The 13,358-nt window shown below is 60.8% G+C and carries 15 protein-coding genes and 3 pseudogenes; 9 read left to right on the plus strand and 9 right to left on the minus strand.

Annotated elements, in window-relative coordinates; genetic code table 11:
* The 3 genes and pseudogenes from GA0061105_RS33080 to GA0061105_RS23460 form a co-directional block, all read right to left on the minus strand.
* Positions 1-209 (minus strand): annotated as a pseudogene (locus GA0061105_RS33080) (IS110 family transposase); the annotation flags it as partial.
* Between the two features lie 582 nt (positions 210-791).
* Positions 792-1,031, minus strand: coding sequence for a hypothetical protein (locus GA0061105_RS23455; RefSeq protein ID WP_245304404.1), 240 nt, complete (start codon positions 1,029-1,031; stop codon positions 792-794).
* 586 nt (positions 1,032-1,617) lie between these two features.
* Complete coding sequence (locus GA0061105_RS23460) at positions 1,618-1,923, minus strand: hypothetical protein (protein ID WP_092753209.1); 306 nt, start codon at positions 1,921-1,923, stop codon at positions 1,618-1,620.
* A gap of 163 nt (positions 1,924-2,086) precedes the next feature.
* On the opposite strand from GA0061105_RS23460, the pseudogene GA0061105_RS32510 reads away from it, so the two are divergent.
* Both GA0061105_RS32510 and GA0061105_RS23465 read left to right on the plus strand, forming a co-directional pair.
* Positions 2,087-2,161: pseudogene (locus GA0061105_RS32510) on the plus strand (oxidoreductase); the annotation flags it as partial.
* 319 nt (positions 2,162-2,480) lie between these two features.
* Positions 2,481-2,825, plus strand: coding sequence for an antibiotic biosynthesis monooxygenase family protein (locus tag GA0061105_RS23465; protein ID WP_064692132.1), 345 nt, complete (start codon positions 2,481-2,483; stop codon positions 2,823-2,825).
* A gap of 55 nt (positions 2,826-2,880) precedes the next feature.
* Here the strand turns inward: GA0061105_RS23465 and GA0061105_RS23470 are convergent, their stop codons facing one another.
* From GA0061105_RS23470 to GA0061105_RS23490, 5 genes are all read right to left on the minus strand, one after another.
* A complete protein-coding gene (locus GA0061105_RS23470; protein ID WP_092753211.1) occupies positions 2,881-3,693 on the minus strand; it encodes an alpha/beta hydrolase in 813 nt (270 codons plus the stop codon).
* 335 nt (positions 3,694-4,028) lie between these two features.
* Complete coding sequence (locus tag GA0061105_RS23475; protein ID WP_092753213.1) at positions 4,029-4,871, minus strand: isocitrate lyase/PEP mutase family protein; 843 nt, start codon at positions 4,869-4,871, stop codon at positions 4,029-4,031.
* Positions 4,872-5,017: 146 nt separating this feature from the next.
* Complete coding sequence (locus tag GA0061105_RS23480) at positions 5,018-5,638, minus strand: glutathione S-transferase family protein (protein ID WP_208601696.1); 621 nt, start codon at positions 5,636-5,638, stop codon at positions 5,018-5,020.
* Positions 5,631-6,110, minus strand: coding sequence for an SRPBCC family protein (locus GA0061105_RS23485; RefSeq protein WP_092753214.1), 480 nt, complete (start codon positions 6,108-6,110; stop codon positions 5,631-5,633). Before GA0061105_RS23485 ends, GA0061105_RS23480 begins: the two co-directional genes overlap by 8 nt.
* On the minus strand, positions 6,103-6,435 hold the full coding sequence (locus GA0061105_RS23490; protein WP_092753216.1) for an ArsR/SmtB family transcription factor: 333 nt from the start codon (positions 6,433-6,435) through the stop codon (positions 6,103-6,105). Before GA0061105_RS23490 ends, GA0061105_RS23485 begins: the two co-directional genes overlap by 8 nt.
* 224 nt (positions 6,436-6,659) lie before the next feature.
* On the opposite strand from GA0061105_RS23490, the gene aac(3) reads away from it, so the two are divergent.
* The 3 genes from aac(3) to GA0061105_RS23505 all read left to right on the plus strand — a co-directional run bounded on the left by aac(3) (position 6,660) and on the right by GA0061105_RS23505 (position 8,601).
* Complete coding sequence (gene aac(3), locus GA0061105_RS23495; protein WP_092753218.1) at positions 6,660-7,475, plus strand: aminoglycoside 3-N-acetyltransferase; 816 nt, start codon at positions 6,660-6,662, stop codon at positions 7,473-7,475.
* Positions 7,476-7,582: 107 nt separating this feature from the next.
* Positions 7,583-7,915 (plus strand): hypothetical protein, encoded by a 333-nt coding sequence (locus GA0061105_RS23500; RefSeq protein ID WP_064692136.1) that lies wholly within the window; start codon positions 7,583-7,585, stop codon positions 7,913-7,915.
* Between the two features lie 140 nt (positions 7,916-8,055).
* Positions 8,056-8,601 carry a YidB family protein gene (locus GA0061105_RS23505; protein WP_064692659.1) on the plus strand — a complete coding sequence of 182 codons (546 nt, stop codon included), beginning with the start codon at positions 8,056-8,058 and terminating at the stop codon, positions 8,599-8,601.
* Positions 8,602-8,889: 288 nt separating this feature from the next.
* Here GA0061105_RS23505 and GA0061105_RS23510 read toward each other — a convergent pair whose 3' ends face one another.
* Positions 8,890-9,549: a dienelactone hydrolase family protein gene (locus tag GA0061105_RS23510; RefSeq protein ID WP_483434107.1), complete on the minus strand. Its 660-nt coding sequence runs from the start codon at positions 9,547-9,549 to the stop codon at positions 8,890-8,892.
* Between GA0061105_RS23510 and GA0061105_RS33445 the strand changes: the two genes are divergently transcribed.
* The 4 genes and pseudogenes from GA0061105_RS33445 to GA0061105_RS23525 all read left to right on the plus strand — a co-directional run.
* Entirely contained in the window at positions 9,487-9,780 is a 294-nt protein-coding gene (locus GA0061105_RS33445) for a hypothetical protein (protein ID WP_245304414.1), read from the plus strand. The genes GA0061105_RS23510 and GA0061105_RS33445 overlap by 63 nt on opposite strands.
* Positions 9,781-11,217: 1,437 nt before the next feature.
* Positions 11,218-11,454: a spike base protein, RCAP_Rcc01079 family gene (locus tag GA0061105_RS23515; RefSeq protein ID WP_092753222.1), complete on the plus strand. Its 237-nt coding sequence runs from the start codon at positions 11,218-11,220 to the stop codon at positions 11,452-11,454.
* A 17-nt stretch (positions 11,455-11,471) separates the two neighbouring features.
* On the plus strand, positions 11,472-11,942 hold the full coding sequence (locus tag GA0061105_RS23520; protein ID WP_092753224.1) for a terminase small subunit-like protein: 471 nt from the start codon (positions 11,472-11,474) through the stop codon (positions 11,940-11,942).
* Positions 11,908-13,260 (plus strand): annotated as a pseudogene (locus GA0061105_RS23525) (terminase); the annotation flags it as partial. The gene GA0061105_RS23520 and the pseudogene GA0061105_RS23525, both read left to right, overlap by 35 nt.
* Positions 13,261-13,358 lie beyond the last annotated feature (98 nt).

The raw sequence follows: 13,358 nt of genomic DNA on the forward strand, positions 1-13,358 counted from the left end.
TGGCCGAGAGCGCGGATCTCGCGTGCCCAGTGATGGGACGAGGCGCATGCCTCCATTCCGACAACACAAGGCGGCAATTTGGCGAAGAAGCTGAGCACTTCCTCGCGGCGTAGCTTCTTTTGAAGGACAGGGCGGCCCTTTGCATCCGCCCCATGAACCTGAAAAACTCGTTTAGCCAGATCGAGCCCAATCGTCGTCACTGCGTTCATGGATGACATCTCCGAGTTGAAGCGATCATCGTGACCGCTCCTTCACTATGGCGCCGGAAGAGGGAGCCATCCACCTCATCAAGCCCAATTCCGTCGATCCGTTTGAGCAGCGCGGCTTATCTCAGCGCGACCTCATTTCCCTTCTATCGAGCGTTCTGCGGTAACCAGTCACGAGCGAGCTTGGAACCTCAAAGTTGGACAGCGATTTGATGTTGCAACTACTACACCTACTCCACGGATCAAGGCGAGGCGGGATACCGGCACGTGGATGTCGATCTGATGTTTAACGCGGCAAAAAGCAAAGTGTTAATCACGTTCTTTGGACAATTTTAAAGAACAACCTCACATTCGCTTTGCGATCTTCACTCGTGCGATCCACCGACGAATAGCCGCTCTGGGCCGACAGCGGACTTCAGTCGTGTGTTCGCACCGGGTGCTTCCACGGCATTGCCCGTCGATCCGCTCTGATTATCGCCGCCGCGATCAGCATCACCGTTAAGGCAGCAATATCGTCGGGAAGATTGGCGGCATCCAATGTGGCCGAAGTCTAGCAAAGCCACACCGAATGGAACTAATTGGGCTTCACTCGCCGTGGATACCAATTCCAACGGTGGCAGTGACGACGTAGACGCAGAAACCAACGGCTACTCCAGCAAAAACTCCAGCAGCCAAGCTTGCCCTCTTGGTGATGACGATGGCGGCAATAAGTGGTCCAAGCAACAATCCGAGAGCTTGCACAATACCGATCGCTCCATAGTTCATATTGTCGACTGACTGCTGGATAAGATGAATCCAGATAAATACGCCGCCGAAGACGATCAAGCCGGCACAGGCTCCCAAAATCCAGCCATGTCGTCTCCACACGTTCCGCAATTCCCAAAGAGCGGGAGGCAGCGCAGATGCCCACGGTATAAGGTCAGTGATTGTCCACATTGACGAAACTTCACATGAAGATGTTTCCAGTCTGTGAACCAGCGTTCGAAGACGTGGCCTGAGAACACTGTTCACCAATCTGCAATCCGCGTGATGTTTGTCGCTGAAATGCTCTCCCGTCCGCCTGCTGGATGTTTGCCTGCTGCTCGGCGCCTTCCCAATAGCGTGATCGCCATCGCCGAAGCGACATTCCGATGCCGACATCGTCTTGCTCGCATCGGACGCCCTTTCGTCGGCAGGCCGAGGCACTGATTTCCGCACGCTCGCTTGTGATCATCGGCCTAGAACGGTCCGCACTTCACACGCTCGATCGGCTGCGGCCGTGGATTCCAGGCTCAAGGCCTGGAATGACGGAGAGTGGGGGTGCGTCTCGACCGAACTCACCGCGCACACGGCGTGTGGCGCGTTGGGTGCGCGCAAGTCCTGGTTGGCGGAGGTCCGACGTGTAATGACGCTGGCGAGCTCAAGGCTAGCTTCATGAGCTTGCCCGATTGGCCTGCACGTAGGCCGAGATCGCCTCGGCCGTATGCAGGGAAGCGCGATGAACAGCGTCCTCAACAGGCCCGAGTGCCAAATCACTGGAAATTATTCCATCAAGATAGGCTGCAACGGTATCGAGAGCCGCGCCGTGGAGGATCATATTGGCGGCATGAAGAAGGTAACTATCATATTCATCGGCAGCGCCACTTCGCCAGGCTGAATTTCCAAGTTGACGGATGCCGATAGGATCCCAGCGATCCCATCCAATCTGACGCAGGGCGTGAATGTCGATCTTGTTCATGTCGCCACTTTTCCCGATAAATGACCCCGACACAAGCATGGGCGGGAAGCGTCTCCGATCTTTCGCTCCGCTCGAAACACCTCCATCCGTTTTGGCGCATCGTGGCGCTGCCCACCTCTGCAGGCCGCATTGAGGAAGACGAAAAAAATTCGCACGGTCGCTGACACCGCTCGGCCGAATCGGCCAGCCAAGAGATATCGCTGGCGTCGCGGACTTCCTCGCTTCCGATAACGCCCGCGGGACGTATCGGCAGAGATTCACCCCACCCTCCGTCATCCTCGGGCTCGACCCGAGGACCTACGCCGTCTCCTCGGCCGGTGGCCATGGATTCCAGGCTCAAGGCCTGGAATGACGGAGAGGGGGTGCGTCTCGGCCGAACTCCGGCGCCCCTGCACCCAATGGCGCCTTAGTTCTTGATCATATTGGTGTTGACGGTGACGTCCTTCACGGTTCCCGGGACGGCGGAGCGGCTGTACTCTGTGCCGGTATCGGGTTGCGGATTGACCGCACTGCGGATGGTTGCAAAGATCTCTGTATGTCCGCAACAAGGGTTTAGCATGTCTATCGCGACCTTGCCTGCACCACCCTATTACGTCGTCTGCTTCTCATCGCAACGAACGGAGATCGAGGACGGCTACGGTGACGTCGGCGCTGCGATGGTGGAACTGGCAAAGCAGCAGCCCGGATTTTTGGGTTTCGAAAGCGCTCGACGTGCTGACGGCTTCGGCATAATCAACTCTTATTGGAGGGACGAGGAAAGCATCCGGGCATGGAAAGCGGTCGTCGATCACCTCGAAGCGCAACGCCGGGGCAGGGCGGACTGGTATACGCGTTATGAGATCCGCGTTGCGCTCGTTGAAAGAGCTTATGGGTTCGAAGCCGAACCCGCCAAACCGCGATGATCTTTCGCCTGCAAATCGGGTTTCGTCGGGAAACCGCTTCCATCCATGACAGGATTCAAGGCCGATTTCCTTTCAGCGCTTCCACGAAACGGATCACGTCGCCCACCATGTCATCGGTGAAGATATCGTTGTGACCCGCGCGGTCATAGATCACCATCCGCTTGGGCTCGGGTGCGATCTCGTACAGCGCCTGCCCTGATGAAAGTGGGATACTGTCATCAAGCCGGCCGTGGAGGAACAACTTCGGTTGTGTGACCTTGCCTATGTTGAGGTCGGAGCGAAAGGGATCCTTGAGCAGAATTTCAGCCGGGAGGAACGGATAGCGCGCCTGCGCAACCGACAGAACCGACAGGTAGGGAGACACGAGGATGACGCCCGCGGCCGGCCTGTTCGCGGCCGTGTTCACGGCAACGCCGGTGCCAAGTGAGCGGCCGAGCACGACGATCTCGGTTCCGGCGTGTGCCGAAAGCCAGTCGTAGGCGGCGATGCCGTCCGTCAGCAGGCCCTGCTCGCTGGGTGAGCCGGTCGATCCGGGATAGCCGCGATAGGAAATCGCCAGCAATCCGATCCCGCGCGCGGCCAGCGCCTGTGCGAGAAACGGATAATTGTCGACCCGGTCACCATTTCCGAAAAAGAGAAGCACGCAGGGCTTGTCGCTGTCGCCCTGGCTGTAAAGTCCCCGAAGCACCTCGCCGTCGGGTGTCTTGACGTCGACCGACTCGCCCCAAGCTGCGTGCTGAGCAGCAGGTGTGGCGCCGGCTCCGGGATAAAGCAGGCTCCGCTGCGAAAAATAGACCAGCGCCACGATCGCCATGTAGGCCATGACCGCCATCAGCGGCAAGATCAGCAAGTACTTTGTGGTGCTCACAACAGAATATACCCGCAGGTTTGGCAATACCAAGAACGCTTTGCAGCAACCTCGGCCCTTTGCGGCGTGGCGTGCTCGGCACGGCGGCAGTATAGGCACAAAGTGTTGCTGTAGAGAAGAGGTCGAGAGACGACGATGTCGTCAGGAAAACTTCGGTGTTCCCACCATGCGAGCTGATGCCGTCCTGTTGATCGTCGATATGGCCTGTTCGCCGCATCTGAACCGGTCCGAGGGCGGTACGGTGACGAACCGCTCGCATGCGGCGGCGTGCTCACCGCCTATGTCACCTTTCCGCATTGGCGATCGGCGCATGCCTGAAGCGGTCATGCATCTGCTCATTGTCTGTCCTGGCGCTTTTCCTGTGACATCAACTGGCTGATCGCGGCAGCAGGGAGCGCATCGATGGCGTAACCGAAGGTGCCGGTCGATTTCACCTCTTCGGCTGCCCGTATCAGCGCCCCGAGGGCGGCCCGCGCAAACGATCCGCCGACACTCACCCTGCGCACGCCGGCGGCCGAGAGTTCTGCAACGGAGTAATAGGGTGGCCGCAGGCCCATGACGACGTTGACGGGCTTGTCGACGGCGCCGCACACCGTCCGGATCGCTTCGATATCGGGCAGGCCCGGTGCGTAAAGCACATCGGCTCCGGCAGCCGAAAATGCCTGCAATCGTCTAATGGTGTCGTCGAGATCGGGCCGGCCCCAGAGAAAGTTCTCCGCCCGCGCGGTCAAGAGGAAAGGCAGGCTCCGTGCAGCCTCCGCTGCGGCCTGGACGCGCTCTGCGGCATGAGACAGATCGTAGATCGGCCTGGCGCCATCTCCTGTCGCGTCCTCGATCGATCCGCCGACAAGCCCGACCTCACACGCCAGGCGGATCGTCTCGGCGCAGGTCTTCGGTTCAGCGCCAAAACCATCCTCCAGATCGGCAGAGACGGGCAGATCGGTCGCCTCCACGATTTCAGCGGCGTTGTCGAGAATTCCGCGGCGTCCGAGGCTGGCGGAGGAGTCGAGTTTGCCCTTGGAAAAGGCGTATCCCGCGCTGGTCGTTGCCAGGGCCTCAAATCCGAGGCTGGCCAGAAGACGCGCCGAACCGGCGTCCCAGGGGTTGGGGATGACGAAAGCGCTGTCCCGCTGATGCAGTGCCTTCAAATGCTCGAATTTTTCCTGTTGATCCGGCATCGCTCGTCTCCGCTCATGATAACGGAACTGAGATTAGCAGCCGGAAGCGACGCCGGCCATGCGCTCAGGATATCGGCCGCGGCGCTTTTTCTCTGAGATCTGATAAACGGCTTTCAAACCGAAAAAGGTTCTTCGCGCGTGCCCTCTCAGGCTGGGAAAGGGTTTCGCCACGCATCCAGTTCCTCAAGCCGTCCGTACCATTGTTGGATATGCCGGAACTCGGCGAGTGGTATGTCGGCAGCGGCGGCATAAGGAAGCGCAGCAGCCAAAGCGAAATCCGCGACGGTCAGTGTCTTCCCCACGGCGACGCTATTGGCGGCCAGATGGGCGTCGAGCACGCGGCCATGGAGCCGAAAGTTCGCCTTCGCATCTTCGATCACGCCCACATCAGGCTCTCCGCCGAACAACGGCTTGATCAACATTTCAAACCACAGCGTTGCCCCATGCCGGGTGAAATGGTTGGCATCCCAGCTCAACCAGCGCAGCACGTCGATCTGCCGGTGATCATGCGGCCAGAAATCCGATGCGACGGCGTCGGAGAGCCTGCACATGATGGCGTTCGCTTCCCATAAGGTTCCGGCATCATCCTGCAGCACCGGGACTTTGCCGTTCGGGTTCAGCGCCAGGAATTCTGCAGTGCGCTGCTCTCCGCTGGCGAGATCAACCCTGACGAACTCGACGTCTGCTTGAAGAAAACGAGCGGCGGCGCAGGCCTTCCGGGGATTGAGCGTCTCGCAATAATAGAGCTTCATCGCTGCCTTACGCATGGTTCCGCCCTTCGGATTCAGTCCCCAGAAAAAAGCCCAATCGCTCGAAACTTTGCGACCAACCGGTCTCATGACCCTCAAGTGAAGATGCGCTTGCAAATCCGCTCTGCCGGAATGTCATTTCCGTGCCTCCGTCGCTTTCCCTGAAGGTGATGGCGACGACCGTTTCAGGGCTGGTTTCGCCGCTTCCGCGCTCCCAGGCATGTGTGAAGACGAGCCTGTGCGGCGGCTCCACTTCCAGATATTTTCCGCCGACCCAATGCTCTTCTCCATCCGGTGCGATCAGGCAGGCCCGGTGTCTGCCGCCGGGCCAGGCTTCCAGTCTGTCGCCCACTGCCTTGAAACCGTGAGGACCACACCATTGCACCAAGGCTTCCGGGTCGGTCCATGCCCTGAAAACCAGATCGCATGGGGCTTCGAACCTTCGCACAAGCACCAGGTCGTGGCTGTTGTCGGTGTCTGGATTAGTCATTTTCATATCCTTGTACCTTGGTGAGATAGTCATCGAGACGATCGAAGCTTTCGTCCCAGAAGCGTCGGTAATCGGCGATCCAATCAGCAATTGTCTTCAACGCGGCCGGCTCGATGACGCGGGGGCGCGAATTCGCTTCACGGCCAGAGCGGATCAATCCGGCCTGTTCCAGGACCTTGAGATGCTTTGAGATGGCGGGCTGAGACAGTTCGAAGGGATCGGCGAGTTCGGCCACGGTCGCCTTACCGTTCGCAAGCCGCGCCAGAATTGCTCTCCGTGTGGGATCGGAGAGTGCCGAGAAAATCGCATCAAGCCTGTCGTCCATGAATCACCACCTAGCTATATAGCCGAATGGATATATTCTTTGCGGCGGAATGTCAAAGGCAATTTGCGCTGGAGCCCGCGGTTATGGATTTCCAGGCTCAAGGCCTGGAATGACGGAGAGGTGGGAGGGCGCCTGGGCGGTAAGCAGGGCAGCGCGATCAATGATGTCTTGAAAGTCCGAACGGGGAGATTGACTCCCGCCCACGACCCGATGATCGTTGGTCCATGACCGCTTTGCACTTTCACACCCGCCTCTCGCTCAGCAAGGATTTGGAGAAGCTCGGCCTTCGCGCCGGCGACATGGTCATGGTGCATGCCGCGATGAGCAGGGTGGGGCGGCTGCTCAACGGTCCCGACATGTTCATCGATGCGCTGGGCGATGCCGTGGGGCTTTCAGGCACCATCGTCGCCTATACGGACTGGAACGGCGCCTATGACGAGTTGCTCGACGAGGACGGACGCGTTCCTGGCGAATGGCGCGGCCATATCGCGCCCTTCGACCCTGCGACCTCCCGGGCCATCCGCGACAATGGCATATTCCCTGAATTCCTTCGAACGAGCCCAGGGGCGCGACGCAGCGGCAATCCGGGCGCCTCCGTCGCGGCAATCGGCGCAAGGGCCGACTGGCTGACGGCTGACCATCCGCTCGACTATGGCTATGGCAAGGGCTCTCCCCTCGCCAAACTCGTGGAGGCCGGCGGCAAGGTGCTGATGGCGGGTGCGCCGCTCGACACGATGACCCTTCTCCACCATGCCGAGCATCTCGCTGATATCCCGAGCAAACGGCTGCGCCGCTATGAGGCGCCCTTCGCGACGCCGGCCGGGGTGGTATGGCGCATGATCGAGGAATTCGACACCGGCGATCCGATCGTGCCCGGCCTCGCAAGCGACTATTTCGACGAGATCGTCCGCGCATTTCTCGCGAGCGGCGCGGGAGCGCAGGGCCTGGTCGGAGAAGCGGCGTCGGTCCTGGTTGATGCGGCTTCCATCTGCAGCTTCGCTGTCGCCTGGTTGGAGCATCATGTTCGGCACGAGCGTTAAAGCCACGGCGCCTTGACTCCCACGCGCCCGGCTTCTCCTGCTCCACGGAACAAAAACCCCATGGCGATGTTGATATGGCGATAAGCAGAAGACCTTGGGAGGAATTCATGCAGAAAACGCTTCAGTTCGTCTTGGTCGGCCTGGCCGCAATGAGCGGCTTGACGATCGCGCCGACCATCGCCGCCACGCAGGACATGGAATTGCGCATCGGCCCCGGCGGCGTCGGTATTTACGACCGCGATCGCGATTTCGACCGCTATGACCGCCGCGCGCGGCGCGGCTGCGATCCCGACGATGCGCTCGACATCGCCCGCAGCGAAGGGCTTCGCCGGGCTCAGATCGTCCGCATGTCGCCCCGCAGCATCGTCGTCCAGGGGATGACGCGCCGCGGCCCTGAACGGATGGTCTTTGCCAACCGGCGCGGTTGCCCGGAAATCTGACCTGCCTTGCGACAGTCGAATAATCCGCCGGCGTGGGCTCTCGGGCCCACCGGCGGCTAACCTTCCAGCACTGTGAACCTTGCGTCCATTCAGCGCTCCGGGTGGCTTAAAGCCATGGAGCACCATAGGAGGATTTCATCATGATGAGCGGTCAAATGAAGGCGCTTCTCGCCGTTCTTGCCGTTGCCGGTTACCAGAACAGGGACAAGATCAAGGAGCTCCTGCGGGGCCTCCAGAACCCGCAACAAGCCGGGGCGGGAGGCCAGCAGACGGGCGGTCTCGGCGGCATCCTCGGCGGGCTGGCCGGCTCCGGCGGTGGTTTAGGCGGCTTGGGCGGCCTTCTCGGCGGGCTAAGCTCCGGCAGCATCGTCAGCGGCGGCCTCGGCGATCTGCTGAAGACGTTCCAGCAGAACGGCCAGGGAGACAAGATGGAATCCTGGGTGCGCCGCGGGCCGAATGCCGACATCAATGACGGGGAACTGACCACAGCCCTCGGCCCTGACGTCCTGGACGAGATCGCCCGCAATACAGGCCTTTCGCATCAGGAGATCCTTGGCCGGCTGAGCCGCGATCTTCCCAAAGCGGTGGACGATCTGACCCCTGAGGGGAAGGTGCCGAGCGAGGAGGAGGCGTTCATGTCTTCGGCGAGCCAGGCGACAACCTCCGGGCGGCCGAGCGGCGTTTAGGCTGCGATGTCAAGGGGCGCTGGCCGGCAGACAGCCGGCGCGTGTTTGCTGCAACAAGGACGATCGGGAGGCCCCTGTCCTCATCCACAGACGTCGCTGGATTTGCCCCAGAACTCACCCCGCGCTCCGTCTTCCTCGGGCTTGTCCCGAGGATCCACCACGCGGACATCTACCGGCCGCGGGCGTGGATTCCAGGCTCAGGGCCTGGAATGACAGAGATTGGGGTGTGCGTTGGTGCCAAACGCGCGGTTGGCGGATGAGCAGGGCCAGACCGCCGATCGGCCTTCACTAGAGGTACTTGCCAAGAAAGGCATACACGCTGCGAATGGACTTTAACGCGGCGTCGGGGTCGTATTTTTCGATATGGCCCAGCACTCTCTTTCCCGCCGTGAACTCCGGAGCATCGAAATTGTGATAGATGCCCTTGTAAACGTCGAGTTCGACGGGCGGGGCATCATCGCGGAGACGGGAAAGGCTCTTCTGGCATCGTTCAGCCCGGCTCCAATTGTCTCGTTCGCCTATCAAGATCAAGGTCGGTACCGCCGGATCGCCCCGATTAACGTCGCAGGCGGGATAATAGGCGACCGCCGCCTTGAATTTGCGCTCCATAAGCTGCTCGTTCCCGCCGATTTTTGTTGCATCGAGTGTCGCGGTGCCGCCCGCCGAAAAGCCCATCAGCGCGACGCGCCCGATATCGACGAAGCTTGATTTCGACAAAAAGTCCAGAGCGCCGTAGGCGTCGAAGACGCGCTCGGGAAGATGGCTTCGGCACGTGTCCTTGAGGTTGCGGGTGGTGAAGCTGTCGACAACAAGCACGACATGCCCCCATCTGACCAGCCGTTTCGGCCAGAGGTCCTTGACACTTAAACGCAGGTGATCGCATCCATGCATGATGACGACCGCCGGGAAGGGGCCATCGCCCGGCGGGCGGGACAAATATCCGAGCAACGGCGTGCCCGGCGGTTGGGAAAGAACCTCTCCCTGTTCGAGAGCCTTGCGGATTCGAAAAGCGCTGAGCTTCACGGGCGCGCTTTCAAACCGCACCAATTCCTCGGCTTTGGCCGGGATTCCGGGAACAGTGACGCCGAGAAGAGCGACGAGGCAAAGAAGAAGTCCTGCAGTTTTCACCAACGCCTCCATCGTTTGACCGACAGCCTGTTATTTGTACGCCGAAGCTGACGCTTGGCAAAGCGGGTTGGGCGTGCTGCCACGATTGGATGGAGGAGGCCTCATTTCAAAAGAGGCCTGCGGGTGGCACAGCGCTCACCCGTTGCTCCGTCATCCTCGGGCTTGACCCGAGGATCCACGTCGGCCTCCACCAAGGGAGCTTGACCCGAGGATCCACGGCGGGTTTCCACCAGCAGCGGCCATGGATCCCAGGCTCAAGGCCTGGGATGACGGAGGGTGGGGCGGGCGATTTGCCAAGTTCGGCGTCGAAGAGGGGTGGAGGAATTTGGCATGAGCCGATTTTGATCTGGTGGGAGAGCCATAATCAGTTCTCACCTCCCGGCACATCACCTATCACTGCCGTAAATCCAAGCTGCGAAATTTGAATCCGGAGCTGATGTCGGCGGTCAAGTGGGCGCGGCTCTTCGAACTTGTGCGCTGTTCTCAGCGCCTTGCGAACCAGTCAGCGCGTCAGCGGCCGCTCATTTGCCAAGGAGCCTACCCCACCCTCCGTCATCCCAGGGCTTGACCCGAGGATCCACTCCGGCTTCCACCAGCAGCGGGCATGGTTCCCAGGCTCAAGGCCTGGGATGACGGAGATTGGGGGGCGCGGATTGCCAAATCCGGCGTCGGCGCGGGGTGGAGGAATCTGACACGAGCAGGATCGATTTCGAACTGGCGGGAGAGGCTTAATCAGTTCTTGATCACCCCCCGGTGCATCAGTTATCACTACCGCAAATCCAAGCTGCGAAATTTGAATCCGGAGCTGATGTCGGCGGTCAAGTCGGCGCGGCCCTTCGAGCTTGTGCGCTGTTCGCGGCGCCTTGCGAACCAGTCAGCGTGTCAGCGCCCGCTCATTTGCCAAGGAGCGAGCCCCTTGCGCCGTCATCCTCGGGCTTGACCCGAGGATCCACGGCCGGTCTCCACCAGCAGCGGGCATGGATCCCAGGCTCAAGGCCTGGGATGACGGAGGGTGGAGGGATGTTTTCGCCAAATCCTGCGTCGGCGCGGGGTGGAGGAATCCGGCACGAGCAGGCCGATTTTGATCTGGTGGGAGAGCCGTAATCAGTTCTTGATCACCTCCCGGCGCATCAGTTATCACTACCGTAAATCCAAGCTGCGAAAGTTGAATCGGGAGCTGATGTCGGCGGTCAAGTCGGCGCGGCTCTTCGAACTTGTGCGCTGTTCGCAGCGTCTTGCGAACGAGTCAGCGTGTCAGCGCCCGCTCATTTGCCAAGGAGCCTACCCCTTGCTCCGTCATCCCAGGGTTTGACCCGAGGATCACGGCTAGTCTCAGCCAGCTGCGGCATGGATCCCAGGCTCAAGGCCTGGGATGACGGAGAGTGGGGCGGGCGATTTGCCAATCGGAATTTGCGCATTGGCCAACGCCGCTGAGCCGCCCGACGCGGCCGCGTCGCCAGGACATCCACCTCTCATAAGGAGAATTGCATGGACCCCTCGATTGCTCCGGCCTCGCGGGCCGCTGTGGTGACGCCGAACGATAGCGCGATTGTCGGCGCCCGCGCGCTCTATATCGGAACGGCCGGCGATGTGGCGATTGCGCCGCGGCGGGATATGGATCCCGTCATCTTCAAGAGCGTGCCGGCCGGGACGATCCTGCCGGTTCATGCGGCGATCGTGGCGCTGACCGGGACCACGGCCGCCAACATCATTGCCTTGTTCTGAGCCTCAGACGCGGACCGATGGGCAGGCCGACCAAGTTCAGCCAGGCGCTGGCGGAGAAGATCTGCGCGCGTATCGCCGACCGGGAAAGCCTGCGGTCGATCTGCCGGGACGAGGACATGCCGGCGAAATCGACGGTGCTCTCGTGGCTGGCGGACGAGGACAAGGCGGCGTTCCGGGCGCGATATGCGCTGGCCCGCGAGATCATGGCCGACAGCTTCGTCGACGAGATCGTCGAGATCGCCGACAACAGCAGCGATGACTGGATCGAAAAGAAGAATGCGGCCGGCGAAACCACCGGCTGGCAGGAGAATGGCGAGGCGATCCGCCGTTCGCAGCTGCGCATCGCCACCCGCCAATGGGTGGCCGAGAAGCTCAGGCCGAAGAAATACAGCGCCAAGGTCGAGGCCGGCGAGGCCGTGACCGGCGAAGTCTCGCAATTGCTGGAGGCGGTCAATGGCAGGACGCGCGGACTTCCAAGCGGCGGTTGACCAGTTTTCCGACTGGCGCTGGCGGCTGAACAATCTCTACTGGATCACCGACAAGGCGGGCAGGCGCGTCAGGTTCGAGATGAACATGATGCAGATGAGCCTTTTCGACGAGATGCATTATCTCAACGTGCTCTTGAAGGCCCGCCAGCTGGGGCTCACCACCTTCATCCAGATCTTCATGCTCGATGCCTGCGTCTTCAACCGGGATATCAGGGCCGGCACCATCGCCCATACGCTCGGCGACGTGCAGACGATCTTCCGCGACAAGATCAAATACCCCTATGACAATCTGCCCGAAGGCATCCGCAACGCCGTGCCTGTTGTCAGGACCAACCAAAGCGAATTGCTGCTTGCCAATAATTCGAGCATCCGCGTCGGTACATCGTTGCGCTCGGGCACGCTGCAATATCTGCACATCTCCGAATATGGAAAGCTCTGCGCCAAATATCCCGACAAGGCGCGGGAAGTCAGGACCGGCGCCTTGAACACGGTGCAGGCCGGCCAGCTGGTCTTCGTCGAAAGCACCGCGGAAGGCCAGGAGGGGCATTTCTATGCGCTCTGCGAGGATGCCCAGGTCAAGCAGCGCCAGGCGCTCGAGCTGACCGAGCTCGATTTCAAGTTCCACTTTTTCCCCTGGTGGAAGGAGCCGCACTATTCGATCGCCCCCGAGGGCGTCATCATCAGCGACGCCTTCGTCAAATATTTCCGCCAGCTTGCCGAGCAGGGGATCACGCTGACGGCGGGGCAGAAGGCCTGGTATGTCAAGAAGGTCGAGATCCAGCTCGGCGACATGAAGCGCGAATATCCCTCGACCCCGGCCGAAGCTTTCGAGGCGAGCGTCGAAGGCGCCTATTATGCCGACCAGATGGCGATCGCCGACGCCGAGGAGCGTATCGGTGTCTTCCCGCATGTCGAAGGTTATCCGGTCCACACCATCTCCGACATCGGCATGGACGACACCAACAGCGTCTGGCTGTTCCAGGTGCTGCCCGGCCCCGTCAGGATGATCGGCTATTTCGAGCATACCGGCACCGGCATGGACGGCGTGCTCGACGAGCTGGAGCGGCGGGCGGGTGAACATGGCTATGTCTACGGCGTCCACAACATGCCGCATGACATCAGGGTGCGGGAATGGACGCGCGGCGGCATGACCCGCATCGAAATCATGCTGAAGGAGGTCAAGGCGCGCGGCCTCGGCACCGTCCGCAAGGTCGAGCGCGCCTATGTCCACGACCGCATCAACGGCACTCGGCGCATCCTGGCAAAGGTCGAGTTCGACCAGGCCGGCTGTGGCGAGGGCAATCGAGTTTATCGGTCGCTCACTCGATTTCGGCTGCGGCGACGGCCTGTTCTCATTCATCAGGGCTGGCGGCGAGTTTGATCCCCGCTTTGATGCGTTTCAAAAGACGGTGAACC

The organism is Rhizobium aethiopicum, assembly GCF_900094625.1.
Taxonomy (GTDB): Bacteria; Pseudomonadota; Alphaproteobacteria; order Rhizobiales; family Rhizobiaceae; genus Rhizobium; species Rhizobium aethiopicum.

Bases quoted from the DNA above. Each gene is read 5' to 3' on its own strand.
- GA0061105_RS23460 (WP_092753209.1), bottom strand. From the start codon at position 1,923: ATGAACAAGATCGACATTCACGCCCTGCGTCAGATTGGATGGGATCGC.
- GA0061105_RS23465 (WP_064692132.1), top strand. From the start codon at position 2,481: ATGTCTATCGCGACCTTGCCTGCACCACCCTATTACGTCGTCTGCTTC.
- GA0061105_RS23475 (WP_092753213.1), bottom strand. From the start codon at position 4,871: ATGCCGGATCAACAGGAAAAATTCGAGCATTTGAAGGCACTGCATCAG.
- GA0061105_RS23480 (WP_208601696.1), bottom strand. From the start codon at position 5,638: ATGCGTAAGGCAGCGATGAAGCTCTATTATTGCGAGACGCTCAATCCC.
- GA0061105_RS23485 (WP_092753214.1), bottom strand. From the start codon at position 6,110: ATGACTAATCCAGACACCGACAACAGCCACGACCTGGTGCTTGTGCGA.
- GA0061105_RS23490 (WP_092753216.1), bottom strand. From the start codon at position 6,435: ATGGACGACAGGCTTGATGCGATTTTCTCGGCACTCTCCGATCCCACA.
- GA0061105_RS23500 (WP_064692136.1), top strand. From the start codon at position 7,583: ATGCAGAAAACGCTTCAGTTCGTCTTGGTCGGCCTGGCCGCAATGAGC.
- GA0061105_RS23505 (WP_064692659.1), top strand. From the start codon at position 8,056: ATGATGAGCGGTCAAATGAAGGCGCTTCTCGCCGTTCTTGCCGTTGCC.
- GA0061105_RS33445 (WP_245304414.1), top strand. From the start codon at position 9,487: ATGCATGATGACGACCGCCGGGAAGGGGCCATCGCCCGGCGGGCGGGA.
- GA0061105_RS23515 (WP_092753222.1), top strand. From the start codon at position 11,218: ATGGACCCCTCGATTGCTCCGGCCTCGCGGGCCGCTGTGGTGACGCCG.
- GA0061105_RS23520 (WP_092753224.1), top strand. From the start codon at position 11,472: ATGGGCAGGCCGACCAAGTTCAGCCAGGCGCTGGCGGAGAAGATCTGC.